We start from the raw sequence: 25,622 nt of genomic DNA, 5'->3' as shown, positions 1-25,622 counted from the left end.
AAGCCGCGCTGGTCCGGGTATGCACAGCTCTCGCCGCACCACAGCTGTCGGTCGGTGCTGCGCGGGCTGCCCGGCGGTTTCGAGTTGACCTTGCCCTCGGGGGCAGGGTTTAGCGTTCGTGGTGGTGACAGGGATGCGGATCGGTGAAGTGGCCCGCAGGGCCGGCGTGACGAGCAAAGCGGTGCGCTACTACGAGTCGCTGGGTTTGCTCCATCCCGCGCGGCTGGCCAACGGTTATCGGAATTACGGGGAGCACGACGTGCGGCTGGTGCGGCAGATCCGGGAGCTCGGTGAGCTCGGAATTCCCGCGGGACGTAGCCGGCCGTTCCTGGACTGCCTCACGGCCGGTCACGGGCACGCCGACGACTGCCCCGCCTCACTTGCCACCTACCGGGACGCCATCGACGAGCTCACGCACCGCATCGACGAACTGACCACCCGCCGGGCGGCGCTGCGCGAGCAGCTCGCGCGGGCCGCCCGCCGCAGCGAGGTTGATTCGCAGGCCGACACGGTTCGGCAAGCGGGAGCCCACCCGGCCCCGGCCGATGACTCGCCCGCGCCTGCCGGCGGCAGCGTCAGGGAGCTGCCCGGCACGCCGATGCCGCGTCTGCCGTTGCGTGACACCCAGGGCGGGACGGTTCGCCTCGACGAACTCGGAGCGGGGCGCACAGTGGTTTATGTCTACCCGCTCACCGGCAGCCCGCGGGTCGATCTGCCCGACGGTTGGGACACGATCCCCGGAGCACGTGGCTGCACTTCCGAGGCGTGCGGTTTTCGCGATCACCACCGGGAACTGCTGACAGCGGGCGCGGCAGGGGTGTTCGGCCTGTCCAGCCAGCACTCCGAGTACCAGCGTGAACTGGTCGAACGGTTGGCCCTGCCGTTTCCGATGCTGTCCGACCCCACGCACAACCTGGCCCGAGCGCTCGGGCTTCCCACGTTCCGGGCGGATGGGCTGCGGTTGTACGAGCGGCTGACCCTGATCGTGCGCGAGGGCCTGGTCGAACACGTCTTCCACCCGGTCTCCGCGCCGCGAGAGCACGCCGGGCAGGTGTTGACCTGGTTCCGGGAGAACACTCTGCCGAGGAACCAGATCTAGTGGTCCTCGACAACCGTGATCGCGGCGGCCGGGCACAGTGTCGCGGCCTCATGGACCCGCGCCCGACGTTTCGGTGCCGGTGACTCCTCGAGCAGGAAAGCGACTCCGTCCTCGTCACGTTGATCGAAGGTTTCCGGGGCGCTCATGACGCACTGCCCGGCGCCGATGCATTTCTCCTCGTCGATCTCGATTTTCATCGTGCCTCCGTTGGTTCTTCGCCAGTTGGACAGAAAACCGTCTTGATCGTACGCCGACACCACTCCGAGAGGATCGTCTCAACGGAGGCGTGCGCGAAGTGACAGTGAAACTCCGAACGTGACCACCGGCCCTGATATCGGTCCGAGGGCGGCCGACCGACAGCCCGAGGCCACACGCGAGCTGCTGCCACACACCGGCGCCGAGCAGGAACGCGTCGCCGTCGAGACCGGCGGCCCTGTCGGTGCCCGCCGGTAGAGTCCGACTTCTCAGTGGTCGACCGACACGAGATGCCGAGGTGCGTTCCGATGCCCAGCCTGCCCGACCGGCCCCGTTCCGCCCTGCTCGTCATCGACATGCAGCGCGGTGTCGTCGCCGAGGCCCACAACCGCGATGCCGTTGTCGCCAACATCGGTGCGCTCGTCGACCGAGCCCGCGCCGAAGCGGTCCCGGTGGTGTGGGTGCAGCACTCCGACGAGGAACTGGCCTTCGGCTCGCCCGAATGGGAATACGTTCCCCAACTCTCCCGGAACGACGACGAGCCGCTGGTGCACAAGCGCTACGGCGACTCCTTCGAGGAAACCGAGCTGGAGCCGGTCCTGGCCGCACGCGGGGTGGGACGGCTGGTGGTCACCGGCGCCCGGACCGACGCCTGCATCCGCGCCACACTGCACGGCGCGTTGGTGCGCGGCTACGACACCGTGCTGGTCGGGGACGCCCACACCACCGAGGACCTACGGCAGCTGGGCTCGCCGATCGGTGCCGCGGAGGCGATCGCCTACACCAACCTCTACTGGAACCACTCCGGTGCGCCGGGACGTGCCGCCCAGACCGTTCCGACCGATGGGGTCGGGTTCGAACCGGTGGGCTGAGCGCTCCTGGGGACAGCTCCCACCACGCAGCGGGTCGGGCGGCACGGCGCGTGGTGCTACTCGGTCCGATCCGGACGAGTACCACCACGTGAATCGAGCCGACGCAGCACCCGCTCACTGACGCCCACGCAGCGGGCGGCTATCCCGACGTAGCGTTCGGCGAGCTCCTCCGGCGATACTGATCCGGCCGGGTCGTACCAGGTCACGATGGCCTGAAACATGCCGAGCAGCGCTCGTGCGGTGTCCGTGACACCAGCGGTGTCGAAAATCCCCCGCTGTGTACCCGTGTGCAGAATCGTGGCGAACAGGGTCTCGATCTCCTTGCGAAGCGCCGCGTAGTGTTCCCGGTTGACGGAGTCGAGGTGCCGCAGCTCGGAGTCCAACGAGGCCCACTGCAACCGATGTGTCATGCACAGCACGAGGCACTCGACCAGATTCGCGAACCGTTCCACGGGGTCCTCGCTGCTTTCGGCGACCGCCTGGTGAGCACGGGTGACCAGTTCCCGGAGGCCGGACTCCAGCAGCGCGGCGAGCATCGCCTGCTTGTTCTCGTAGTGGTAGTACAGCGCGGGTACGGTGACCCCCACCCTGTTGGCGATCATCCGCACGGACGTTCCGTGGTACCCGTGCTCGTGAAACATCTCCAGGGCGCCACGCAGGATCGGTGACAGCTCCTCACCGGCGAACACGCGCCAATCGGATGTTGACACGGCCGCGGCGGGGTACCGTGAAGCTCGCACGGCAGACATCCCATCACACACGTATCCGCCGACTCCGCCCCTGTGCGGCGAAGCGGGGCGAACCACTTCAGTTCGCGAGCACGTTCAACCGCTCGTCGAGGATCGAGTGCGCCTCGGTGATGATCCTGTCCACCAGCTCCGCGACGGTGGGAATGTCGTTGATCAACCCGAGCACGAGACCTGCGCTCCATATGCCGTGGTCGGGGTCACCGGTCTCGTAGACCTGGCTGCCCCGCGCACCGGAAACCAGTTCCCTGACGTCTTCGAACGCCCCGCCCGAGTCCAGGATCCGCACGACGTCGCGGCTGACCGCGTTCCGCGCGACACGTGCTGTGTTGCGCAACGGTCGAAAGATCAGCTCGGTGTCCAACTCGGAAGCTCGCACCATCTGTTCCTTGATCCGTTCGTGAACGGGGGCCTCGCTGGTGCACAGAAATCGGGTTCCCATGTTGATCCCGTCGGCGCCGAGAGCCAGCGCGGCGAGCAGACCGCGGGCGTCTCCGAAGCCGCCGGAGGCGATCATCGGAACATCGATCGCGTTCGCAGCCGCCGGGATCAGCACCAAGCCGGGAATGTCGTCCTCACCCGGATGGCCCGCGCACTCGAAACCGTCGATGCTGACCGCGTCCACTCCCACACGCTGTGCCTTGACGGCGTGTCGAACGCTCGTGCACTTGTGCAGTACCCGAACTCCGCCCTCGTGGAAGACCGGCACGTGCTCGGCCGGGTTCGCCCCGGCCGTTTCCACCACCGGCACGCCCGATTCGACGATCGCTTGGCGGTACTCCTCGTACGGCGGTGGGTTGATGGAGGGAAGGATCGTCAGATTCACACCGAACGGTCGATCCGTCATCTCCCGGCACCGAGCGATCTCCTTGACCAGGTCCTCGGGGCTCGGTTGGGTGAGTGCGCTGAGGAATCCCAGCACTCCGGATTCCGCGGCCGCCGCGACCAGTTCCGCGCGGCCCACCCACTGCATCCCGCCGAGGGTGATCGGGTGTTCGATTCCGAACATGTCACAGAAGCGCGTTCGCACGGCATGTCTCCTGGTGCCTACTCGGCGATGTGGTGGTCTCGGGACGCTGGGGAAAGCGGAATACGAGTAACGGGCGTCACAGGTCAGCGCGGTGCCATGCGCAGGACGCCGTCCAGTCGGATCGTTTCCCCGTTGAGCATGGGGTTTCGACCTGTCACCACTGCTGAACTTCCCTCGATCAGCATCCCGATTCCTCCCGAACGGTCCGGTCGGTGCCCCTGCGGACCTCCGACGGAGGAACCGCCACGTGTCGAGGTCGTGTCTCGATCGAGCACCCGCGGAGCTTACTTATCGCTCGCTAAGTATTGATCTCACGCTATGGCCCGGGGCGGTGGGTGTCAAGAACGTTCGCCGCGGTTTCCGAGAGGAGCTCGTGCCGGACGCGGCGACGAATGGCCCCGGAACCTGCGTCTCGGAACGTGTCGTCGACGGCGACGAACATCCGCACACACCGCTCGACCATTCGTTCTCCGAGATGCGGATCTCCGCTCATCCAGGCCGACAACGACCGCACCGGCCCACCGATCGTGACGAGTTCCAGCGGTAATGGGACGAGGCGCCGGCCGAAGTGGCCCTCGACGACACGATCGGCTGTGCGGGCTCTTCGTCCCGGATTCTTCCTTGGCCCTGTGCTCCTGAAGCTGTCCTGAGGGGCAGAGTAGGTCGGCGGGTCAGTCGGTATCGAGACCAGGGCGGGCTCGGGTGGTTCCAGTCAGTCCGTGGTCAAGATAGATCCGCTCGTCAGCGACGCCGAGCTCGGTCAGGCGCTGTTGTTGGGCGGTGCGGTCTTGTTCGTCGGCGGAGCAGCCGGTTGGCCTTGATGAGAGGCGAGAGAGTCGCTGCCCAGCTAATCCGCATCGGCGAACGGGCGCTTTTGTCGGTGGGAGCTGATTAACTAGCCGAATGTTCGAAACTCTCGACGAGCTCCGCAGCCTTCAAGTCCTGCTCGACACGTCTTGGACTGACTCCAGCAGCCACCTCAAATCGATCATCCGGCCAGGTGAAAGTACCTTGGACGCCGAGCAGGTCGTCCGAGTCTGCCAAGGCATGTGCACCCTGGCCATTGCCACGGTCACCCGGCATGGTGAGCCACGCATCAGCGGCGCCGACGGGCACCTCCTGCACGGCCGTTGGATCGTCGGCACCCACCGTCAGGCCGCTAAAGCCCGTCATCTCGCGGCGCGGCCCGGCATCAGCGCGACCTTCATGCGCGGCGAGCAGCTCGGCATTTTCACGCATGGACACGCCGTTCCGCTGAACTCCGAGGGGACGAGCAGCGACCCGACTTGGCCGACAATCCGCGACTACCTCGTCAACCACTACGACGGCGACGGCGACGATCCGTTCTGGGACGAGAACGTGTGGTATCGCATCGACCCCAGCTGGATGGTCGCCTACAGCGCCGACCCCGTCAGGCTGCTCGACCAACAACCGTCAGTCTGAAGAGAGCTCGCGCGGGTCCATCTCAGGCCGTCACTCCGGGGCCAGTCGAGGTTGACATCTTCACGTCCAGAAGTTGACAGCGCGATCCATGTCGGCCACGCCGATCACGGGAATCCCGAGCCTGAGCACAAGGTAAGGCTACGACGGTGCAGCTCGGGTCTCGCAAACCGCCCCCTCAGCGGGACGGGATCCCTGGGTGGCCCGAGACCGCGCCGATCCGAGGTCGGATATTCAGCGCCTGGTCTCGTACCTGGTCAGAAGCACGTCGTCGGGAAACGTCCGGATCTCCACCAGGTTCAGATTCACCCAGTTGTCCAGGGCCGTGAAGAACGGCGTGCCGCCGCCCACCAGGATCGGGTGGGCGACGATCGCGTACTCGTCGATCAGCCCGGCCCGCATGGCCGCCGCAGCAAGGGTGGCGCCGCCGACATCCATGGGACCGCCATCCTCAGTCTTGATCCGGGTGATCTCGGTTACAGCGTCGCCGGTGACCAGGCGGGCGTTCCAGTCGACTGCGCTGGTCGTCGAGGAGAACACCACCTTCGGCATGTTCCGCCAACGACGGGCGAACTCGATCTGCGCCGGTGTGGCGCCAGGCTGCTGGTCGGCGGTCGGCCAGTGGGAGCTCATCGTCTCCCACAGTTTGCGCCCGTACAGCGCCAGGCCCGTCTCCCCCACCCGGTCGGACCACCACTGGAACAGCTCGTCGCTCGGCACGCTCCAGCTGAGGTCGTCGCCGGGCGCGGCGATGTAGCCGTCCAGGCTCAGGTTCATGCCAAAAGTCAGTTTCCGCATGGCGTCAGCCTCCCGTGAGTCCGTATTCGGCGTACAGACCAACACGGCGCGGATGATTCATCGGCCAGGCCACAGTGAGGGCCGGTTGACCACCACGCCGAGCGGATGCTGCGTACGGAAGGGAAGCCCTTACGCACACCCGCAGACGCAGCGGGTGGCGTGCCGTGGCCGGGGGAAAGCTGCGTGGCAAGCAGCCCAAGCTCTCGCCCAAGCAGCAGCACGAGCTCGCACTCCGTCCAGCACCTATTCCTGTCGCGGCACCAGCACTGGTGGTCGGGACGGCGCCGGCCGGGGCACCGGTAGAACTCTCGAGGTTGACCACAGCACTCCCCGTACGACACCGAGCTCACGGAGAACATCGTTTTCCCCCACCCCACCCACTCCCGATGACCGCGATCCGGCGCACACCACGATCGAGCAGTCCCCAACCTGCGGCCCGACGTAGGAACCGGGGACTCCGCCGCCACGGATGCCGTGCTAACGACCTGTGATCAGCGGGTGGAATGACCATGGGCGCTCATGGTGTGCCGGTCTCATCGGGGTCCGGAGGCTGCTCGGCCGGATCGTGGAGCAGGGCCGTGAGCAGACGGTTCCGGAGATGCTCGTCGGTCTCGTGCGGTTGGAGAAGGACCTCGTGCAGGTTCCGTAGTCGGGTCCTGGCCTGGGTCAGTTCGCTGGTGACGGTCTCGGCGGTTGCCCGTGCGGTGGCGGCGTCGGCAGCTGCGTCGGTAGCCAGCTGGTGGACCTGGCTGAGTTGGGATTCGGCCTGTTCGGCACGGGTCTCGGCGTTGTCCGCGCGAGTCAGCGCTTGGTTGAGGTGAGTTTGGGCCTGTTCGACGCGAGTCTCGGCGGCCTGGGTGGCCGTCTGGGCGGTGTCGCGGGCGTGCCGGAGGTCTGCCTCGGTGGTCTCGTGCGTTCGGCGCTCGGTCTCCAGCGTGGACCGCAACGCGTCACGTTCGGCCTCCAGGGCGGCGATGCGTTCGCGCGCCTGGGTCAGCTCGGTGGTCGCGGTCGCGGCACGCTCCTCGGCCGTGGTGGCGCGGTCGGTGGCGGCTGTCGCGGTGGCCTCGTGCGCGGCGGCCTGGGTTTCGGCCCGGTGCTGTGCGTCGATGGCGGCGGCTCGCTCCGAGCGGGCCTGCTCGGCCTCGGACCGGGCTTGCTCGGCTTCTCCTCGGGCTTCGGTCGCGGCGGTTTCGGCCTCTGATCGGGCCTGCTCGGCGAGTGCTTGGGCCTGCTCGGCCTCGGTACGAGCGTTCTCCGCGATTCGGGTTGTCTCGTGGGCTTCGGCGGCTTCGGCGCGAGCGCTGGTGGCGGTTGCCGCGGCGGTGCCCAGTTCCTCGGTGACCTGGCCGCGTACCTGTTCCAGGGCAGCGTGCAGCTCGGACAGTGGAGCGGCGAGGGCGTCGGCGGCTCGGGCGAAGTCGCCGGCCGCGCTGTCCAACGTGGCACCGGGGGCGTCGCCGAAAGCCTCGTGCAGGGCGGACTGGGCGGCGGCGAGTTGTTTGCAGGTCTTGCCGCCGGGCCAGGTGCGGTCCGGGCAGTACTCGGGAGGTCGACCACCCCGGGGGCCGGCGGGAGGCAGTGGGGCGCGGCAGACGGCCAGCTTGCACCGGCCCTGCGGGGCCGTGTCGTCGGTGGCAGTTTCCATGATCCATCAGCCTAGTTTTAAGTTATATATATCGCAACATTGGTTTTGAGTTTTATTATAAATAACTACCTTTGCTACGAAAATGTTGTTTTGTTGCTAACCTCGATGAGACGTGCCGCAGGAGGATTCGAAAGGTGAAAATGACTAAGAACAGCCCGCTGGAGCGAGCCGCATCGAGGACGCCGAAAACTGGGCACCCCCATGAACCGTGGCCCGGCGCCGAACAACCGGTACGACTGCTGGCCGCCATCGCCGACTGGCTGGCCGGTTACGGCAATGCCGCCACCCGCCGCACCTACGCCACCGGCCTCGGCCTGCCCGCGGGACGCGAGGAACTGGCCGACTGGGCCGCCGCGGAATCAGGCCCACCCGGCTGGGGGGCCACGGTGGATGCCTACGCCGCAGTCCTCGGTCTCGACCCGCGGACACCGACTCCGCAGACGACCACCCGACGCCCTCCGCCCGCGGCACCGGGAAAACTGCGCGAGCTGCACTGGCTGCGGTGGTGCGCCGCTCACCGGATCGATCCCCTGTCAGCCCACAGCGCCCACGTCAAAGCCTGGCTGGACGAACTGGCCACCGCCGAGGCGGCCCGCACCACTCGCGAACGCATGCTCGCCACCCTCAAAGCCCTCTACGCACACCTCGCCGAAACCGGTTTGACCAGCGGTAACCCGGCAGCGCTCAACCGTCGCCGCCTCGGGCTGTCCGGAAACCGCGAGACCGGCCACGCGCTGAACCTCACCGTGGAGCAGGTGCGCGCGCTCTACACCGCAGCGGCCACTCCTCGACGCGGCGCCTCCCCGCAGGACACCGCCCGCGCCACGACCGTGGTCGCCCTGCTGACCCTGGGGCTGCGCGTCAGCGAGATGTGCGCTCTCAACCGCTCCGACCTGCACACCACACGCGGTCGCCGCGCGCTGCGTGTCCCCGGTAAGGGCGACAAACCCCGCATCGTCTACCTACCCGAGAGCGTCGAGACCACCCTGACCGACTACCTGCACACTCGCGACGCCACCCAGCAGAGCAACCGTCCAGCCCCACGCGGCCAGACCAGCTCCGGTCCCCAACCTCTGATCAGTACTCGCAGCGGCCGTCGATGCACCCGCCAAGGGCTGTGGCAGCTGCTGCGCAGGCTGGCGGGAGCCAGCCCCGAACTGCGCGAGATCGCCGAAGCGCTCCACCCCCACGCGCTGCGTCACTTCTACGTCACCACCGCCGTCGAATCCGGTGCCGCCCTCGCCGATGTCCAGGCCGACCTCGGTCACACCAGCATCGCCACCACCCAGAGCGTCTACAACCACGCCGCCCGCCACCCCGAACGCAGCGCCGCCGACCTCGTCGCCACCACTCTGCACTCGACCACCGAGGTCACCGACCCCACGACGGAACCGGATGAGGACGAAGAGGAGTGACGAACGAGAATCTCACCGCATGGGCCAATAAAATCACGGTGACGGATGTTCCGCAGGCGGCGGAGGAGATGTCTCATCACACCGCCTGCGGGGCGGGACAAAGTTTCAATGGGACAGCGGCAGGCAAGTAGCTGTGCGACCTCCGAGATTCCAGCAAGGTCCGTGGCCATGATCGACCGGATCATGCCTCGTAGTCGAGACCGGACCTCGTCACAGGACGCGGTGGCCGTGGTGGCCCCTGGGCCCAGTCGTCCCGGGGCTCCCGCGAACCGCAAGGTAGGGGTTGCTGGTTGGTGTTGGTGAGGTAGCCGTAAACGGTGGTGCGGGGCACGCCGGACGATTCGCTGCACGGTGAGTTTCGCTCGCCGTCCGCCTTGAACCAACCGGCAGCCGACACCACCCGACAAAATCACCAGATCGATCAAACCGAAATACGATCAGCAACAGCAGTAACGAGTCAGGGTTCTGCACCGAGCCTCATCACAGGTCAACACTGGTTTCCTCCATCCGTGTGGAACGCCCGTGTAGCCGAGCGTCGCTCAGTCCCGGCGAGCTGATGTGTTCGGCTCCGGAACAGATCGGGGCACTCCAGCAGCCCGAGTCCGTCCTCGACGAACTCGCCGGTTTAAGCCCAACGTTGGAGATTGACCGCGCGTAGAAGCCGATCTTGTTTCCCTCGGCGACGAGCACAACCCAGTGCCCGCGTTCGGTGTCCCGGCCGACCTTCGGGTCACGGAAGTGCGGCACACCGGGGGTGGGCGGCACCGGTCCGTCTCCCAGTGGTGAAGGTGTGGCCGGAGTCGGTCGAATACCAGAGGAACTGCGCCTGTGCGTCACCGTTGGCGTGATCGCGCTGGGTGGCGAGCACGATAACGCTGCCCGCTCCGAAACCGGCGGTATCGTCGGTGTCAACGATCGCCGAGCCGGACCACAGATCACCGTTGGCCGTTGTGCTCTTCGGAGTCGCGATCCTTCATCGCGGAACACCATGTTGTCCTCGGTCTTGGCCAGTCACCACGTGGTGCTTGACCCACTGCTGGCGTAGTCCGCGTTGTACAGGTAGTAGTAGTACGTGCCGTTGATGAAGACGGGACGTTGCGGATCATGCTTCCATTCCTTCGGGACGGTAAAGTGGAAATCCGACCGGTGGGTTTCCAGAGAAGTCGGGCGGTCTCCCCGGTAGGCGGCATCGTCCACACAGTCGTTCCCACCGCGGCGAGCCGGAACAGAACTCTTCGGGACATGTCGAACATGGCGCTTCCCATGGTTTCCCTGCCGCCGTCGAGAACGTCCTCTCGACTGCCTGGCTCGTGCGCCCGCGCAGTGTGGTCGGGCGACGTTCTCCAAGCTGGATCCCTTGGTCTCCGGCAGATTCCGGTCCGGGTAGGCCAGCCCCAGCCCCCGGTCGTAGCCAACCGGGCCCCTGACGTGAGTGAGGAGGAACCGGACGCTGTGGACGACGCGTCCGTTTCCACCATCTACGGCCCTCCGCGCCTGGGATGCCCCGCTCAGTCCAAGCTCTGGATCGGAGCAGACCTCGCGGCGCGGAATTTCCATCTTCGGGGTGGCACGCGCCGCGCCGTGCATCAAGAGTCGAGTTGAGTGCTTTCTGTCCGTGCTGGTATGGGAAGCTGGCGGTCTCAGTGGGCGTCGAGTTCGTAAAGTTCCCACGAGTTCAGGGTGACCTCGCCGTTCTCGGCGAACGGACGCACGCGGTTGCCGCGCGGCTGCGGGAACACAAGGTCGGTGAGTACGACCTGGCCACGATCACCGAACACTTCTACGCAGCAGCGGTCCAGCAGAATCCGCATCCGCACGACGCCGTCGTTCGGGATGTGCTCGACTGAGTGCCGTGCCGGGAACCCGTCGCTGACAGTGGCGCCCGAGGCGGCTCGGTCGACGAAAAGCTGCCGAGCAGTGACATCGTAGCCGACGCGGGTGACCTGGTCGCTGCCGGTGAAAACCTCCAACCCGAACGACGTCGCTGAGGCACCGGCGAGCTGGAACTCGGCGGTCATGTCCAGCTCGGATCCACGATACTCCGGCGCGTCGGAGACCGCGCCGGACCAGCGTCGTGGTCTCCTGCGCACCCGTTCCAGTTCTGCGACTGGTCGCTGGGCCAGTCGCAGGTCGGTATCGGTTTCGATGAGGAGCAGTTCCCGCGGTACGGACATGCTGCCCCGCCACGGTGAGGTGGGGACGTCGCTGGCGTACCGCCAGTTGCTCATCCAGCCCAGCCACAGGCGGCGGCCGTCCGCCTCGGGGATGTTCGACCAGGTCACGGCCGCGTAGAAGTCCGCGCCCTGATCGATCCACCGGACTTCGTCGGAGTCGCCGTCGTTATGGAACCGGGTCCCGTCGAACTCACCCAGAAAGTACTGCGTTCCGGATCCGCCGGCCGGACCGCCCGGGTTGATGCTGACTATGAGGACCCACTTGCTGCGGCCGGGGTGCCCCTCGACGGGGAGTCGGAACAAATCGGGGCACTCCCACACACCGCCGTGTGCCCCCTGGTCGGCGCCGAACTCGCTGAGCCGCTGCCAGTTCAGCAGGTCGGGGGAGGCGTAGAAACCGATCCGGTCCCCCTCGGCCAGCGACATGACCCACCGCTGCGTCTCGTCGTGCCAGAAGACCTTCGGGTCGCGGAAGTCGGCCACACCCGGGTTCTCGATGACAGGGTTTCCGGAGTATTTCGTCCAGGTGCGCCCGCGGTCCGCGCTGTAGGCGATGCTTTGCTGTTGGGTCTCGCCTGCGCTGGTGTAGATCGCCACTAGGCCAGGTTCGGCGTCGAAGAGACCACTCGTGTTGTCGTGATCGACAACGGCGCTACCGGAAAAGATCGTGCCGAGTTCGTCGGGCTCGAGCGCGACCGGAAGTTCTTCCCAGTGCAAGAGGTCGTGGCTGACCGCGTGGCCCCACGACATGTTTCCCCACTGATCGTCGTAGGGATTGTGCTGGAAGAACAGGTGGTACTCGCCTCGGAAGTAGACCATGCCGTTCGGGTCGTTCATCCAGTTGCGTTGCGGCGTGAAGTGCACGGTGGGACGCCAGTAAGGGGTGCCTGAGCTCTCGCCCGCGATCGCAGCTCGTGGCTGTGGTGCGATGAGTCCGGTCGTGACGAGCACACCGGTTCCGAGTAGGAAACCACGCCGCCCGAGGTGAGCCGGTCGGTGAACTTCGAACGGGTTGTCGGGGTGATGCATACCGACCTCCTTATCCTTGTCACGCTGGCAACGGCACCAGCGGTGGTTTGGTGTTGGCTGCGCGCCGAGCACGCCGAAAGTCGTCCAGCTCCAGAACAGCCCGGTCATGGTGACGACGTCGATGGAGCTCGGCACCGAGCTCGAGACGGTGACGTCCGGCGTCCAGTACGTCGCCGTACCCAGCCCGGTCTGCCGTGCCGCGCACCGCCATCGGGAACTCGCTGTTGAACATCCAGATGGTCGGGTGGCGGCGAATGCCGTTTCGGCGAAGCTGAGTCCGGTGAGGACACCCCCTGCGATCATTGGGCGCAGCGAACGAAGTGGACATAAGCAGGAACCCTTTTCGGCACGGACAGTTCGTCCCCGGGACCTCTCATCTCACGGCGACGCACAGGATCTCTGGGCGCACGCAGAGATACGGACTCGAAGCCGGGTCAACGGGTTGATGGCCAGCACAGTGACCGGTTTCGACTGGTTCTGTGTGACTTTGGTTTTGGTATTGACCGAGTATGCTTGCTGTCGCGGTGTTGTCAATGGGGCGGTCTCCGCTCGGCGGAGAATCATGATCATCCAAACCGAGCCCTCATCCGAGCTCACGAGCCCGCTGCGAGCTCGTTCTTGAACACAACGTGGCTCAGAAAACTGGGCAACGGCGGTTCCCACCGTTGCCGCCCCTTCCATGGGATCCCGGGGTGTGTGCTCTCCGGAGACGTTCGAATCTGGATAGGCGTCGGGCTCTGTTCGCTCTCGACACGTGTCCGTACGTGCAGCTGGTGGTCGGCGAATGCCTGCGGGGTGCACCCTTGCCACCGTCGAACCCTGTGCATCGCAGGGCCTTCGTCGAGGTTGCCTTCATCGGCCCCGAAAGGGGCATCGGTCTAGGGTGGAATGACGACTCCGGACCAGTCCGAGCTGATGTCGAGCGGAGCACGATCCAGTGCGCGCAGAACCGTCCTACTTGTCGATACGGAAGTCGAGTGACGGTAGCTGCTACATCGCTTTCGGGAGGTACGGCGACCGCACCTCTCTAAAGCGTGTGGCGACCGACTATCTTTCCGGCCGGGACGCATCCGCTGTCCGAGACCGCAAACCCAGTCGCGGACGCCGCTGCTGCCTGCCCCGTGGACAAAACGAAGTACGTATCAGTCGCTGCCGGATAGACCAGGAGCAGGCCTGGATCCCCTGGTGGAGGGGTGCGGTGATGACGCCGGGCGCTCACCCGAGCCCCGCTGGACCAATCGGGTCGGCAAGGAGATCCGTTCTGGTGTACCGGTGCCTTCCCTGATTCTCCGGAGCGCGATCTGGCCGGCGTAGTTGCCCATCTCTCGGGGATCGTTGGTGACCACGCTGATGCCCAGGGTCTCGCCGAGGTCGAAGTCGTCGAAGCCGACGAAAGCGCACGTCGGGTCGTCTCGCAGTAGTGTGCTGACCGCCCCGATGCTGATCCTGTTGTTGAGGGCGATGATGGCGGTCGGAGGGTCGTCACGAGCGAGTAGGTCGGCAGTGGCGGAGGCGGCGGACGTGGCATCGTGGATGCTCGTCAGGATGAGCGTTTCATCCGGGGCTATACCTGCTTCGGTCAGCGCCTCGCGGAATGCGGTGAGTCGTTCGGTGGCGGTGAAGAGTTCGGGGCTGTCGGCCAGGGCAGAGATGCGTCGGTGGCCACGCGTGGCCAGCTCGTGGACCGCCTTCCGCACGTCGGTGTGGTTGTCCCAGAGCACACTGTCGGCGACCACCGTGACCGGCGGTCGGTCCAGGAAGATGATCGGCAGCCCCAGCTGCCGCTCCCCTTCGAGATAGCTGTGGTCGGTCGCGGAGGGAACCAGCATCAGGGCGGTGACCCGGCGTTCGAGCATCGCCTGCACGACGACCTTCTCCCGCTCCGGTTCGTCGTCGGTCGAGGCGATGATCAGTTCGAGGTCGTGCTCACGAAGGGCATGATCGACGCCTGCGGCGAGCTGGGAGTAGAACGGATTGTCGAGATTGCCGATGACCAGTCCCACGGCACCGGTACGCGCGCTCTGACGCAGCTCGCGGGCAAGTCGGTTCGGCCGGAATTTCAACGTCGCTGCCGCCGTGAAGACGCGCTCCCGCGTGTCGGAACGGACGTTGCTCTCGCCGTTGATCGCACGCGCGGCCGTCTTGGCACTCACCCCGGCCAGCCTGGCGACATCCTGCAGCGTGGTGCGCCCCTGCCGCGGAGGGATCTCAGCTGTCACGTCCGCCTCCTTCCTCGTCCTTGAGCCTAACCGCCAACGACGGCTTCGGTCTGGACCACCCGCATCATGTCTATCGATGACATACGTGTCGCTCGATGTTTCCGGTTTTTCCCTGACTAGGCACTTTTTGCCTTCCAGTGCCGGTGTTTTGGCGGCCACTGGTTGTGCAAGCACTCTGTATTCCCTGTTTGACATCGATGACATTCCTGCTAAGTTGACTCGCCAACTGTGGTTTCGGGCACAGCAACTCAGGCCACGGCCGGTCATCACGAAGGAGTGAACAGATGCCCAGTCCCGGCGACCGCGCCCATCTCGCCGCACAGCGCGCCGACCTCCTCCGGTTCGCCCAGGGCGCTCGTCACGAGCTCGGCTTCGGCTGGCTCGACGAGTCCGGTCAGCTCGTCGCGGAGCGACCCGTCGAATTGTGGATCACCTGCCGAATGACCCACGTCATGAGCCTCGGGGTACTTGCCGAAGAACCTCCGGCACCCGGCGGTCCCGATCAAGCCGTCCTCACGGATCTCGCGGCCCACGGCGTACGGGCGCTCACGAGTACCTTCGCCGACGAGGAACACGGCGGTTGGTTCGCCGCCGTGGGGCCACGCGGTCCGGTCGAGGACGCCAAGCAGGCCTATGCTCACGCGTTCGTGTGCCTGGCCGCGAGTTCCGCGGCGGCAGCGGGGATCTCCGGTTCCGACGCCCTGCTCCGCGAGGCCCTCGACGTACACGAACGCCACTTCTGGGACGACGAGGTGGGCCTGGCGGTCGAGGAGTGGGATCGTGCCTGGACGGTGCTCGACGACTACCGCGGCGTCAACGCCAACATGCACACCGTCGAGGCCTACCTCGCAGTCGGGGATGTACTCGGCGACGCGGTGTGGCACCACCGCGCCGGCCGGATCGCCGCCAACATCGTCGGCTGGGCCCGGGCCAACGACTGGCGTATTCCCGAGCACTTCGACTCCAGCTGGACACCGATGCTCGATTACAACCGCGACCGACCGGCGGATCCCTTCCGTCCCTTCGGCGCCACGGTCGGACACGGTCTGGAGTGGGCCAGGCTGCTCGTGGCGGTCGACGCCAGTCTGGGGCAGGCAGCCCCGGACGGTCTGCTCGAAGCCGCGGTCGCGCTCACCGAGCGGGCCGTCGCCGACGGATGGGCGGCCGACGGCGTCGACGGATTCGTGTACACCACCGACTGGCAGGGCCGCCCGGTCGTGCGGGAACGTATGCACTGGGTACTCGCCGAGGCGGTCAACACCGCCGAGACGCTGCGCCGAGTCACCGGCGACAACGCGTATGCCGACCACGCCGATCGTTGGTGGACCTACATCGACCGTTACTTCGTCGACCGCGAGCACGGCTCCTGGCGACACGAGCTCGGTCCCGACAACTTTCCCAGTGCCGAGGTGTGGGCCGGTAAGCCCGATGTCTACCACGCCTACCAGACGGCTCTGCTGCCCGAGCTCCCGATCGTGCCCTCGTTCGCCGCGGCGCTGGCCGACGGCAGTCGACCGGCACGGACCACGACCGCAGCCCCTGGCACCCAGCACCGGTCCGAGAAGGGTTTCCCGGCATGAAAGATCGCACCGCACCAACCCCCGCGGGCAACCTCGCAGGCAAGCAGCTCGTACTCCGAAGCGCCGTCATCGCCGCGCTCGGCGGCCTGCTGTTCGGCTTCGACACCGCCGTGATCTCCGGCACCACGGAGGCGCTGAAGCGGGTTTTCTCCCTGGGCGGGGCAGGCCTCGGCTTCACCGTCGCCACGGCCCTGATCGGCACCATCGTCGGTGCCGCCGCCACCGGGCTCGGAAAGCCGGCCGACCGGATCGGACGCAAGAAGGTCCTGTACGCGATCGGGATCCTCTACACGATCTCCGCCCTCGGCAGCGCCCTGGCCCCCGGCTGGGTGTCGTTCATGGTGATGCGCTTCGTCGGCGGCATCGGGGTGGGCGCGGCCGCCGCGGTCGCACCGATCTACAACGCCGAAGTGGCACCGCCGAAACTCCGCGGCCGCATGGTGGGGCTGTTCCAGTTCAACATCGTGCTCGGCATTCTGCTGGCCTACCTGTCGAACTACGTCGTGCTCCAGGTGGCACCCGAGACGACGGCCTGGCGGTGGATGTTCGGCGTCGAGGCGCTTCCCGCGCTCGCGTTCGTGCTGTTGCTGGCGCTGGTACCGGAGAGCCCACGCTGGCTGATGAAGGTGGGACGCGTGGCGGAGGCTGATCGCTTGATCATGGTCCTCGCCTCGGACGCGCACCAGGCACAGCTGGCCCGCGAGGAGATCATCGAGGCGAACGAGGCCGAGCACACCGAGCAACGAACCTCGTTCTTCACCCGCCCGCACCGCAAGATCATCCTGCTGGCGCTCGCGATCGCGGCTTTCAATCAGCTCTCCGGAATCAACGCGGTGCTCTACTACGCTCCCTCGATCTTCGAATCGGCCGGAATGGACGAAAGCGCCTCGTTCCTCAGCAGCGCCGGTGTGGGGCTGATCAACCTGATCTCGACGATGCTCGCCCTCGTCGTGATCGACCGGCTCGGACGGCGCAAGCTGATGCTCGTCGGATCGTTCGGTTACTTGCTCACACTGGGAATTCTCGCGGTGACCTTCCTCAGCCAGGGTGAGGCGTTCTCCGGCACGGCAAGCCTGCTCGTGGTGGTCATGGTGATGCTGTTCGTCGCCGCGCACGCTTTCGGTCAGGGTGCAGTCATCTGGGTGTTCATCTCCGAGATCTTTCCAACCTCGATTCGCGCACGAGGTCAGGCATTCGGCTCACTGACTCACTGGGGGTTCGCTGCCGCCATCTCCTGGATCTTCCCGTTGCTGGCAGAGGCGATCGGTGGCGGGATAGCCTTCACCTTCTTCTTCGTTTGCATGGTCGGCCAGCTCGTCTGGGTGCTGTTGCTGATGCCCGAGACCAAGGGCGTGCCGCTGGAGGAGATGAAGGACGTCCTCGGGCTGCGGCACAACCCGGAAACCCAGCTCGACGCTGGCAGGGTCCGGGGCGACTCCGACTCCTTGACCCATAACTGACCGAACACCGGCAGTGGGTGCCCCGGGTCGGCCTAGAGCAGTCACCCCGGGGCACCCCCATGCGCCGGCACAGCCCAGTGCCAGTGCCTGCGCCTCGGCCACGAAAGGTGATCCAATGCAGCAAGGAGCCCTCGTCGTGGGGGAGTCCCTGGTCGACATCGTGCACGAACGAGACGGATCAGTGATCGGTTATCCCGGCGGCAGCGCCGCCAACGTCGCGGTCGCCCTCGCCCGTCTCGGACGGCCGACCTGGTTCGCGACCAGCTACACCGACGACGATCACGGCCGGCTCATCGCCGACCACCTCGGGCGGGACCAGGTACGTCTGGCCACCGACGTCGCTGCCATCGACCACACCTCCGCGGCGGTGGCTACCATCGCCGCGGACGGGGCCGCACGGTACCGGTTCGACATCGATTGGCGGCTGAACCCACTCGCCCTGCCCGACAGCGTGCAGCCGGTCGCACTCCATGCTTGCTCCCTTGGAGCGGTACTCATGCCGGGCTGTGAGCAGGTCTACGAGCTTGTCGACCGCCTTCGCGTGGGCGCTCTGGTCAGCTATGACCTCAACGCTCGACCCGCCGTGACCGGATCAGGTCCCGAGGTGCTCGCCCGCCTGCAGCGCTTGGTCGCGATCAGCGACGTGGTCAAAGCCTCCGAGGAGGACTTGGATGTGCTCTACCCAGACCTCGATCACCTCGCTGCCGCCCGAGACCTCCTGGCACACGGCCCCCGCGCCGTGGTGGTCACGAAAAGCCACGAGGGTGCTCTCGTGCTGACACACAGCGGCACAGTGCATGCCCCAGCCCCGATGGGAGTGGTCGTCGCGGACACCATCGGCGCTGGAGACACCGTCGGCGCTGCCCTGCTCGACGCGCTCTGGGCAAAGGATGTAGTGGGCCACGACGCACGCACTCGGTTGGATGCGCTCACGCCCGACACATGGCGCGAAATCCTGACCTACGCCGGTCGCGCCGCCAGCGTGACGGTCTCGCGCCCCGGCGCGAACCCGCCCTATCGTGGTGAGCTCATTGCCGGGTGAGTTCGGGACCGGTTGTTGCCGCCGACGGGACGGCGGTCCGAGCTACGCCGGGACTACTCGCACCCTCGTGCACCCCTTGGCGAACACCCGTGCTCTGTCTCCGTGCTGTGATCATGTGGCCGGCTCCGACGCTGCTCACGTGATGGTGTCGAGGTCCAGGACGCCGGTCCGAGTCGAGCCCGAACCGGCCACAGGGGTTGATGTTCGACCAGAAAAGTGGAGTCAGGCCGTGCCGCGTCGGAAAACACCGCTCCGGCTTCCCGAGCTCGCGCACCGCTGTGAATTTGTCGATCTCGTACAGCATCGCACCAGCGCTTCCTGGTGCACGTCCGTCAATTCGACAGGGCAAACTTCCTCATAGCCTGTTCCTGAACTGATCTTGGTGTCTGGGCTGGGTGCGGGGACAATAAGGGACTCCTGGTAGATCGATTGGTGTCTAGTCAGTCGCCCTACCAAGGAGTCCCGGACAGCCGCCCGCAACCTGTTCGCACGCGTGACATACACCTGCCCCAGCCTGCGCTACCTGTGGGCCGACTCCGGCTGCACCGGAACTCTGCTGGACTGGGCGAGGCCCCTGTACGGAGCAGGCGGGGTGGGACCGTCATGATCTTTCGTTCGGACCGAACCGGACAGGAACTTTCCTGTGGGAGGATCAATCATATAGGCAAATATCGTCACGGTGACGTATGTTCATCAGGTGTGGAGAAGATGTCGCATCACCCCTGCCGCCCGGAAACCGAGGTTCCGATGGGACCGCTGCGGGCAAGTGCCCGTGTGACCTCGCAGGAATTCCATCCGGAGTAGGGGGCGTGGCACGGATCGGCCGGCGCATGATCCGTGGTCGAGGCCGGAACTCGTCATGGAAGGCGTGATTCCGCCTTCGGAGAGGAGTCCGACGACTGGTGTGAGCATCCGGAATCGCCTGCTCGCTCGGGCGCCACAAGTGCGTCCCTGGTTGAGGAAAGCTCAACCAGCGGAGAGCTGCAGCAGCCGTTCGGCGACCCGGACAAGGTCGGCGCCGCTCACATCGGGGGAGGTGAAGACGTCACCGTAACGGCCTTCCAGTCGCTCGCACCAAGGAGTCTCGCTGGAAACGTATGAACCACGGGTGCGGCAGCTGCGGGGATTGCCCGATCTTCTCCAGCCGCTCGCGGAGCGGATCCAGGTTCAGCAGAGTTTCGAGCACATCGAACGCAACGGCGTGCGAGTGATCGGACACGGTCTTTCCTTCGGTTGGCGGTGTTGCTTCCTCGACGATAGGAGACATACCGGTAGCGGAGCATCTGCTGCTTCGTGCACCGACGGCTCCACAGCGAATCCCGACTGGATTCTTCGGGTGGAGTTCCCGTCACCCGGCGTCGGACCGGATCGCCGCCTGCTGGATCGTCGCCGTCATGTGCGCGGCGAACTCGTCGAGCCCGGTGATCACGGCGTGGGCGCGGATCGAGGCCAGCAGCACCGCCCGCTCGTGAGCCGGGTCGGAGCTCGGGACGGAGCCGGTGGCCAGCTCGATGCGCAACCACTCGCCGTACTGCGGATCCACGCGGGAGGGGTATCACCAGGGCAGGACTTCACCGGCGTCCACGACAGCCAGCTCCCCCGGGCTTGGCCGCGCACGGGGATCGGCGTCCGTCGTCACTCCCCCGTCCAGTAGGGAGCCCGCAATTTGAACTTCTGGAGCTTACCGGTGGCGGTACGCGAGAGCTCGTCGCGGAACTCGACCGACGTGGGGGCCTTGTAGCCGGCAGCCCGCTGCTTGCACCAGGCGATCAGTTCACTTTCGCTCGGCGCCTCGACCTCGGGGGTCAGCACCACGAGTGCCTTGATGGTCTCGCCCCACTTGTCGCTGGGAACGCCGATGACAGCGACCTCCGAGACCGCGGGGTGCGAGAAGAGAACGTCCTCCACCTCGATCGAGGAGACGTTCTCGCCCCCGGTGATGATGACGTCCTTCTTGCGGTCGCTGATCGTGAGATAGCCGTCCTCACCGATGGTGCCGCCGTCGCCGGTGTGGAACCAACCGTCCCGCAGCACCGCTGCGGTCTCCTCGGGCTGCTCCCAGTAGCTGTCGAGCACGACGTTGGAGCGGGCCAGGATCTCCCCTTCGTTGTCCTCCTCGGTGGAGACCCCCAGCCGTACGCCCAGCGCGGGAGCACCGGCCCTGACGAGTTTGGCGGCCCGCTCCTCGGTGGCGAGCTCGTCCCATTCGGAACGGGAGCGGTTGATGGTCAGCAGCGGGGACGTCTCGGTGAGCCCGTAGATCTGGACGAATTCCCAACCGAGCTCCTCCTCCACTCGCGCGACCGTCCTGGTGGGAGGTGGCGCACCGGCCACGATGATCCGAACGCTGCCGCGACCGGGAATCTCCCCCTCCCAGTCGCGGGCCGCGTCGAGCACGGCCGCGACGACGGCCGGGGCCGCGCACATGACGGTGACACCGTGGTCACGGACACGCCGCAGAATCTCTGCTCCGTCGACCTTGCGCAGCACGACCTGCTTGATGCCGAGCCCGGTGGTGGCGAACGGCATCCCCCACCCGTTCGCATGGAACATCGGCAGGGTGTGCAGGTACACGTCGCGGTCGCTCAAACCCGCGTGCAGCCCGAACGTCAGCGCGTTGACCCAGATGTTGCGGTGGGTGATCTGCACGCCCTTCGGGCGGGCCGTCGTGCCGGAGGTGTAGTTGATGCAGGCGGTGGCGTTCTCGTCCGGTTGCCAGGCGCGTGGTTCGGCACCGCCCGGTGCGTACAGGTTCTCGTCCTGGCCCAGCGTGTAGCGATGCTCGGCCGTCACCGCCCCGAGTTCCGCTTCGAGGGCCGGATCCACGTACAGCGCTCGCGCGCCGGAGTGCTCGACGATGTAGCGCACCTCGTCGGGCCGCAACCGGAAATTGATGGGGACGAGCACCCGACCCGTTCCCGCCACGCCGAAGAAGGAGGTGAGCAGCCGCGCGCTGTTGTGGCTGACAACGGCAACCCGTTCTCCCACTCCGATGCCGAGTTCATCGAGGTGGGCGGCCTGCCGTGCCGCCAGACCCGCGAATTCACGGTAGGTCAGCTCACCGAGGGACGGTGCCGGCTGGTCGGGTTCGTCGACGACACCGACGCGGTCGGCGTAGACCCGCGCGGCACGGTCGATGAAGTCGGAGACGCTGAACGGAACGAACACGGGGCCTCCAGATCACAGTAGCCCGCAACTGTACGAGTCGTGGCGCCGCATCTTATACGAAACGGTTGGTTCCATCCACAGCTTGTCGGCGCGAGTCGGTGAGACCGTCAAGGAAGGGGCCGGATCGCGAGGCTGGTACTCGAATCGCCGTGCCGGTCGGTGCGAAGCACCGTGACAACGGACAGACTGGGCCAATGCTGCACCTGCGCGTGGTGTGCCCGTCCGAACACACCGACTCGGTGATCGACCTGCTGAGCACCGACTCCGGCATCGCGCACCTGGTCGTCGTCCGTGAGGTGGCCGTCCGACCGGCCGGAGACCTGATCGAGGCGGCGATCGCCCGGGAGAGTGCCGAACACGTGCTCGACCAGCTCACCTCGCTCGGAGTGAGCCACAGTGGTGAGATCAGTCTGCACAACATCGACACCCTGTTGTCGCGCACCGCCGACACCGTCGAGGCCGCCACCCCCGGCCAACCCGCCGACGCCGTGATCTGGGAAGAACTGGTGGCGACCACCGGTGAGGAATCCCGGCTCAACGGGATCTTCCTGGCATTTCTCACCCTGGCCTGTCTGCTGGCCGCCGTCGGTGTGCTCACCGAGTCGGCCATCACCATCGTCGGCGCGATGGTCGTCAGCCCCGACTTCGGCCCGCTGGCCGCACTCGCCGTAGCCACCATCGGTAATCGCCGCGACCTGGCAACCCGGGCGGGCGTCGCGCTCGGCGTCGGCTACCCAGTCGCGATCCTCGTCACCGTCGTGCTGGCCGTTCTGGGACGTGTGGTCGGTATTTTCGACGCCGCCGAGCTCGGCCGGCTACACACGGCATCCTTCATCTATCACATCGGCCCCTATTCGATCGTCATCGCACTGCTCGCCGGTACCGCGGGCATGCTCGCGCTGACTTCCGAGAAATCCGGCACCCTCATCGGGGTGTTCATCTCGGTGACGACCGTGCCCGCCGCCGGTTTCGCCGCGCTCGCCGCCGTCGCCGGCCACTGGGGCCACTGCGGCGAGGCCATGCTGCAGCTGCTGATCAACCTCGGCGGTATCACCGTGGCAGGCGTACTCACCCTGCTCGTCCGCCGACATCGTGTACTCCCCGACACGACCCGAAACGCCCTCCGATAGGAAGTTCCCACCGGCCGCGGAACTTTCTCACCGCCGGACAGGACTTCTCGTGCCGGAACCTGTCGAAATCGTAACTGTCCGACGTATCCTTACCGAGTCCGTCAGAGTCACGTCGAGCACAGCCGGAAAGCACCCGATCCGGATCGTCGGAACATGTGTGATCCGCGACGAGCCCGCCCGCCGGAGGGACATGACCGAGTACTGCTGGTTGCTCGCCGATTCCGCCTGGTGGGGACAGGACACGTGGTGGGGGCGGTGCGCGCTGCCGTTGCACGACGGCCTCCCGGCCGGACCACCACGCACGAGGGAGCAGGTGCCGGATTCGGCGCGGGCAACGTATCTTCGCGGGACGTTGCTGCCGGGACTTCACGACGCGCACGTGCACTCCGGGCTGGTCGAGCTGCGCGAAGTTCGAGCCGGCGGAATCGCGCGAGTCGACGACCTCGGCAGCAGCCCGACCCGGATCGCCGAACTGCTCGCCCACGACGACTCGTCCCTGCCGGTCTGCCGGTTCGCCGGGGCGATGCTCACCGCCCCCGGCGGCTATCCGAGCACGCGGGACTGGGCACAACCGGACCTCTACCGGCAGGTAACCTCCGAACGCGACGCACGCCTCGCCGTGGCCGAACAGCGGGATCTCGGTGCGAACTCGATCAAAATCACCCTGCACACCCGTGCCGGACCGGTACTGGGGGACGACGTGTTGCGGGTGATCGTGGACACCGCCCACGACAACGGCCTCTACGTCGTCGCGCACACGGAAGGAACCGATACATTCTCGACAGCGTTGCGGCACGGTGTCGACCGGCTCGCCCACGTCCCGTGGACCGAACGGATCGACGAGGCAGCACTGGCCGCGGCCCGCGGCATGATTTGGATCAGCACACTGGATATCCACGGCTACGGCCACCGCACGGCAGAGCTCGAGTGCGCGCAGGACAACCTGCGTCGTTTCCGGGAGCACGGTGGCACGGTGCGCTACGGAACCGACCTGGGCAACGGCCCACTGCCACTCGGCGTCAACGCTCGCGAGGTCGCGGCGTTGCAACAAGCCGGCATGTCGGTCGATGACGTACTGCTGGCCATGACCGATCCGGACCTGTCCGCACCACCGTGCGTCATCCCCGAAGGCCTGGATTCCGACCCGACCGGGTTGGCGACGGCGCTGTCGACTGCTCGAGTGGTGCGACTGACCGACGAGAAGCATCCCGGGAAGAGGCGCGCTCATGACTGACCGGACGGATTTCGCGGCCAAAGCACGCGAACTCGACGAGGCCGACCCACTCGGTGACTATCCGGACCGCTTCCTGCCGACCGACGACGACATCGTCGCCTACTTCGACGGAAACTCACTGGGACGCCCTCCCGCCGTGTCCGCCGAGCGCATGGATCACTTCGTTCGCCACCAGTGGCGAGCACGACTGGTCCGGGGGTGGGACGACGAGTGGCTCGACTGGCCCACCGCTGTCGGAGATCGACTCGGCAAAGCTGTGCTGGGGGCCGCACCCGGCCAGCTCGTGGTGGCCGACTCGACGACCGTGCTGTTGTACAAACTGGCACGAGCCGCGCTGCGCACTCGTCCCGAACGTCGGGAGATCCTGCTGGACACCGACAACTTCCCCACCGACCGCTATGTCGTCGAAGGCATCGCCGACGAACACGGACTGACCCTGCGGTGGATCGAGACCGATCCGGACGCGGGTATCACGCCCGACCAGGTCGCGAACGCGATCGGTCCGAACACGGCACTGGTCGTGTTCAGCCACGTGGCCTACCGCTCCGGCTACCTCGCCGACGCCGCGGCCATAACGCGACTCGCGCACGAAACCGGAGCGCTCGTGCTCTGGGATCTGAGCCACTCGGCCGGATCGGTGCCCGTCGAACTCGACAACTGGGGCGTGGATTTCGCCGTCGGATGTGGTTACAAGTATCTCAACGGTGGACCCGGCGCACCGGCTTTCGCATACGTGAACGATCGCCACCAGCACACGATCCGCCAACCCGTCCAAGGATGGATGGGGCACCGTCACCCCTTCACGATGGGGCCCGGTCACGAACCGGCTTCGGGCATCCGGAGCGTGCTCAGCGGCACACCGCCCGTTCTGGGGATGGTGCCGCTGCTAAGCGGGGTGGAACTGCTCGAGCAGGCGGGCATCGACGCGATACGCGCGAAGTCTCTGTTGCTGAGCGATTTCGCGCTGGAGCTCGTCGATGCCTGGTTGTCGCCGTTGGGAGTACGGCTCGCCTCCCCACGTGAGCACGCCCGAAGGGGCGGACACATCACGCTGTGCCGCGCCGACTTCGACGTGGTCAACGAAGAACTGCGTCGGCGCGGTGTCGTTCCCGACTTTCGGTCCCCGGACGGGATCCGCATCGGACTGTCACCGTTGAGCACCCGATTCAACGAGGTGTACACGGGGATGGCCACGCTCGCCGAGGTCGCCGCGGCACGACGCGGACGAACCGTTCCGCGGCGGGAAGAATGACTCCGAGGTGACTTCCGGCACGACCGGACCCGCACAATCGGAGATGTGGTGTGGCTGCGCGGCCGAGAAGCGGCGGTTCCACGCCGATGCC

The 25,622-nt window shown here is 66.4% G+C and carries 23 protein-coding genes; 11 read left to right on the top strand and 12 right to left on the bottom strand.

From position 1 onward, the window contains the following. Positions 1-133 precede the first annotated feature (133 nt). A complete protein-coding gene (locus BM150_RS10865; protein ID WP_092926679.1) occupies positions 134-1,099 on the top strand; it encodes a MerR family transcriptional regulator in 966 nt (321 codons plus the stop codon). Here BM150_RS10865 and BM150_RS10860 read toward each other — a convergent pair. Further along, positions 1,096-1,296 carry a ferredoxin gene (locus BM150_RS10860; RefSeq protein ID WP_092926929.1) on the bottom strand — a complete coding sequence of 67 codons (201 nt, stop codon included), beginning with the start codon at positions 1,294-1,296 and terminating at the stop codon, positions 1,096-1,098. The genes BM150_RS10865 and BM150_RS10860 overlap by 4 nt on opposite strands. Before the next feature lie 118 nt (positions 1,297-1,414). Here BM150_RS10860 and BM150_RS24100 point away from each other — a divergent pair, with 118 nt between their 5' ends. After that, positions 1,415-1,552, top strand: coding sequence for a hypothetical protein (locus tag BM150_RS24100; RefSeq protein WP_175496775.1), 138 nt, complete (start codon positions 1,415-1,417; stop codon positions 1,550-1,552). Between the two features lie 50 nt (positions 1,553-1,602). Next, positions 1,603-2,166 carry an isochorismatase family protein gene (locus BM150_RS10855; protein ID WP_092926677.1) on the top strand — a complete coding sequence of 188 codons (564 nt, stop codon included), beginning with the start codon at positions 1,603-1,605 and terminating at the stop codon, positions 2,164-2,166. Between the two features lie 56 nt (positions 2,167-2,222). Here BM150_RS10855 and BM150_RS10850 read toward each other — a convergent pair whose 3' ends face one another. The 3 genes from BM150_RS10850 to BM150_RS25255 form a co-directional block, all read right to left on the bottom strand. Continuing rightward, on the bottom strand, positions 2,223-2,876 hold the full coding sequence (locus BM150_RS10850) for a TetR/AcrR family transcriptional regulator (RefSeq protein WP_217641545.1): 654 nt from the start codon (positions 2,874-2,876) through the stop codon (positions 2,223-2,225). A 97-nt stretch (positions 2,877-2,973) separates the two neighbouring features. Beyond that, positions 2,974-3,921 carry an NAD(P)H-dependent flavin oxidoreductase gene (locus tag BM150_RS10845; protein ID WP_092926673.1) on the bottom strand — a complete coding sequence of 316 codons (948 nt, stop codon included), beginning with the start codon at positions 3,919-3,921 and terminating at the stop codon, positions 2,974-2,976. A 104-nt stretch (positions 3,922-4,025) separates the two neighbouring features. Further along, on the bottom strand, positions 4,026-4,217 hold the full coding sequence (locus BM150_RS25255; RefSeq protein WP_092926671.1) for a hypothetical protein: 192 nt from the start codon (positions 4,215-4,217) through the stop codon (positions 4,026-4,028). Positions 4,218-4,845: 628 nt separating this feature from the next. Between BM150_RS25255 and BM150_RS10830 the strand changes: the two genes are divergently transcribed. After that, a complete protein-coding gene (locus BM150_RS10830; protein WP_092926669.1) occupies positions 4,846-5,385 on the top strand; it encodes a pyridoxamine 5'-phosphate oxidase family protein in 540 nt (179 codons plus the stop codon). Positions 5,386-5,616: 231 nt separating this feature from the next. Here the strand turns inward: BM150_RS10830 and BM150_RS10825 are convergent, their stop codons facing one another. Both BM150_RS10825 and BM150_RS10820 read right to left on the bottom strand, forming a co-directional pair. Continuing rightward, a complete protein-coding gene (locus BM150_RS10825; RefSeq protein WP_092926667.1) occupies positions 5,617-6,180 on the bottom strand; it encodes a dihydrofolate reductase family protein in 564 nt (187 codons plus the stop codon). 517 nt (positions 6,181-6,697) lie between these two features. Next, positions 6,698-7,828, bottom strand: coding sequence for a coiled-coil domain-containing protein (locus BM150_RS10820; RefSeq protein WP_092926665.1), 1,131 nt, complete (start codon positions 7,826-7,828; stop codon positions 6,698-6,700). Between the two features lie 140 nt (positions 7,829-7,968). Between BM150_RS10820 and BM150_RS10815 the strand changes: the two genes are divergently transcribed. Then, on the top strand, positions 7,969-9,243 hold the full coding sequence (locus tag BM150_RS10815; RefSeq protein WP_092926663.1) for a tyrosine-type recombinase/integrase: 1,275 nt from the start codon (positions 7,969-7,971) through the stop codon (positions 9,241-9,243). Between the two features lie 730 nt (positions 9,244-9,973). Here BM150_RS10815 and BM150_RS25065 read toward each other — a convergent pair. The 4 genes from BM150_RS25065 to BM150_RS10790 all read right to left on the bottom strand — a co-directional run bounded on the left by BM150_RS25065 (position 9,974) and on the right by BM150_RS10790 (position 14,665). Beyond that, complete coding sequence (locus tag BM150_RS25065) at positions 9,974-10,213, bottom strand: hypothetical protein (RefSeq protein ID WP_217641583.1); 240 nt, start codon at positions 10,211-10,213, stop codon at positions 9,974-9,976. Positions 10,214-10,254: 41 nt separating this feature from the next. After that, positions 10,255-10,440, bottom strand: coding sequence for a hypothetical protein (locus BM150_RS24450; protein ID WP_217641542.1), 186 nt, complete (start codon positions 10,438-10,440; stop codon positions 10,255-10,257). Between the two features lie 443 nt (positions 10,441-10,883). After that, complete coding sequence (locus BM150_RS10800) at positions 10,884-12,446, bottom strand: glycoside hydrolase family 32 protein (RefSeq protein WP_092926657.1); 1,563 nt, start codon at positions 12,444-12,446, stop codon at positions 10,884-10,886. Between the two features lie 1,142 nt (positions 12,447-13,588). Continuing rightward, positions 13,589-14,665, bottom strand: a complete 1,077-nt coding sequence (locus BM150_RS10790) for a LacI family DNA-binding transcriptional regulator (protein ID WP_175496774.1) — start codon at positions 14,663-14,665, stop codon at positions 13,589-13,591. A 284-nt stretch (positions 14,666-14,949) separates the two neighbouring features. Here BM150_RS10790 and BM150_RS10785 point away from each other — a divergent pair, with 284 nt between their 5' ends. The 3 genes from BM150_RS10785 to BM150_RS10775 all read left to right on the top strand — a co-directional run bounded on the left by BM150_RS10785 (position 14,950) and on the right by BM150_RS10775 (position 18,747). Then, positions 14,950-16,245, top strand: a complete 1,296-nt coding sequence (locus tag BM150_RS10785; RefSeq protein WP_092926651.1) for an AGE family epimerase/isomerase — start codon at positions 14,950-14,952, stop codon at positions 16,243-16,245. Continuing rightward, positions 16,242-17,705 carry a sugar porter family MFS transporter gene (locus BM150_RS10780; RefSeq protein WP_092926649.1) on the top strand — a complete coding sequence of 488 codons (1,464 nt, stop codon included), beginning with the start codon at positions 16,242-16,244 and terminating at the stop codon, positions 17,703-17,705. The genes BM150_RS10785 and BM150_RS10780 overlap by 4 nt, the downstream gene beginning before the upstream one ends. A gap of 115 nt (positions 17,706-17,820) precedes the next feature. Next, a complete protein-coding gene (locus BM150_RS10775) occupies positions 17,821-18,747 on the top strand; it encodes a PfkB family carbohydrate kinase (protein WP_092926647.1) in 927 nt (308 codons plus the stop codon). A gap of 1,348 nt (positions 18,748-20,095) precedes the next feature. Here BM150_RS10775 and BM150_RS10765 read toward each other — a convergent pair. After that, positions 20,096-20,290 carry a hypothetical protein gene (locus BM150_RS10765; RefSeq protein ID WP_092926645.1) on the bottom strand — a complete coding sequence of 65 codons (195 nt, stop codon included), beginning with the start codon at positions 20,288-20,290 and terminating at the stop codon, positions 20,096-20,098. Positions 20,291-20,382: 92 nt separating this feature from the next. Next, the gene (locus tag BM150_RS10760) at positions 20,383-21,915 is read right to left on the bottom strand and encodes an AMP-binding protein (protein WP_092926643.1); all 1,533 of its coding nucleotides are present in this window, start codon (positions 21,913-21,915) and stop codon (positions 20,383-20,385) included. A 194-nt stretch (positions 21,916-22,109) separates the two neighbouring features. On the opposite strand from BM150_RS10760, the gene BM150_RS10755 reads away from it, so the two are divergent. The 3 genes from BM150_RS10755 to kynU all read left to right on the top strand — a co-directional run bounded on the left by BM150_RS10755 (position 22,110) and on the right by kynU (position 25,531). Further along, positions 22,110-23,045 (top strand): DUF389 domain-containing protein, encoded by a 936-nt coding sequence (locus BM150_RS10755; RefSeq protein WP_092926641.1) that lies wholly within the window; start codon positions 22,110-22,112, stop codon positions 23,043-23,045. Positions 23,046-23,235: 190 nt separating this feature from the next. After that, positions 23,236-24,279, top strand: a complete 1,044-nt coding sequence (locus BM150_RS10750) for an amidohydrolase family protein (RefSeq protein WP_092926927.1) — start codon at positions 23,236-23,238, stop codon at positions 24,277-24,279. Further along, the gene (gene kynU / locus BM150_RS10745; protein WP_092926639.1) at positions 24,272-25,531 is read left to right on the top strand and encodes a kynureninase; all 1,260 of its coding nucleotides are present in this window, start codon (positions 24,272-24,274) and stop codon (positions 25,529-25,531) included. Before BM150_RS10750 ends, kynU begins: the two co-directional genes overlap by 8 nt. The last annotated feature ends 91 nt before the right edge of the window (positions 25,532-25,622 follow it).

Origin of the sequence: Actinopolyspora alba, assembly GCF_900112765.1 — a bacterium.
Classification (GTDB): Bacteria; Actinomycetota; Actinomycetes; order Mycobacteriales; family Pseudonocardiaceae; genus Actinopolyspora; species Actinopolyspora alba.
The sequence above is the reverse complement of the archived record's forward strand: the minus strand, read 5'-3'. Positions and strand labels throughout refer to the sequence as shown.

Bases quoted from the DNA above. Each gene is read 5' to 3' on its own strand.
- BM150_RS10865 (WP_092926679.1), top strand. From the start codon at position 134: ATGCGGATCGGTGAAGTGGCCCGCAGGGCCGGCGTGACGAGCAAAGCG.
- BM150_RS10860 (WP_092926929.1), bottom strand. From the start codon at position 1,296: ATGAAAATCGAGATCGACGAGGAGAAATGCATCGGCGCCGGGCAGTGC.
- BM150_RS10855 (WP_092926677.1), top strand. From the start codon at position 1,603: ATGCCCAGCCTGCCCGACCGGCCCCGTTCCGCCCTGCTCGTCATCGAC.
- BM150_RS10845 (WP_092926673.1), bottom strand. From the start codon at position 3,921: ATGTTCGGAATCGAACACCCGATCACCCTCGGCGGGATGCAGTGGGTG.
- BM150_RS10830 (WP_092926669.1), top strand. From the start codon at position 4,846: ATGTTCGAAACTCTCGACGAGCTCCGCAGCCTTCAAGTCCTGCTCGAC.
- BM150_RS10825 (WP_092926667.1), bottom strand. From the start codon at position 6,180: ATGCGGAAACTGACTTTTGGCATGAACCTGAGCCTGGACGGCTACATC.
- BM150_RS10820 (WP_092926665.1), bottom strand. From the start codon at position 7,828: ATGGAAACTGCCACCGACGACACGGCCCCGCAGGGCCGGTGCAAGCTG.
- BM150_RS10815 (WP_092926663.1), top strand. From the start codon at position 7,969: ATGACTAAGAACAGCCCGCTGGAGCGAGCCGCATCGAGGACGCCGAAA.
- BM150_RS10800 (WP_092926657.1), bottom strand. From the start codon at position 12,446: ATGCATCACCCCGACAACCCGTTCGAAGTTCACCGACCGGCTCACCTC.
- BM150_RS10785 (WP_092926651.1), top strand. From the start codon at position 14,950: ATGCCCAGTCCCGGCGACCGCGCCCATCTCGCCGCACAGCGCGCCGAC.
- BM150_RS10780 (WP_092926649.1), top strand. From the start codon at position 16,242: ATGAAAGATCGCACCGCACCAACCCCCGCGGGCAACCTCGCAGGCAAG.
- BM150_RS10775 (WP_092926647.1), top strand. From the start codon at position 17,821: ATGCAGCAAGGAGCCCTCGTCGTGGGGGAGTCCCTGGTCGACATCGTG.
- BM150_RS10755 (WP_092926641.1), top strand. From the start codon at position 22,110: ATGCTGCACCTGCGCGTGGTGTGCCCGTCCGAACACACCGACTCGGTG.
- BM150_RS10750 (WP_092926927.1), top strand. From the start codon at position 23,236: ATGACCGAGTACTGCTGGTTGCTCGCCGATTCCGCCTGGTGGGGACAG.
- kynU (WP_092926639.1), top strand. From the start codon at position 24,272: ATGACTGACCGGACGGATTTCGCGGCCAAAGCACGCGAACTCGACGAG.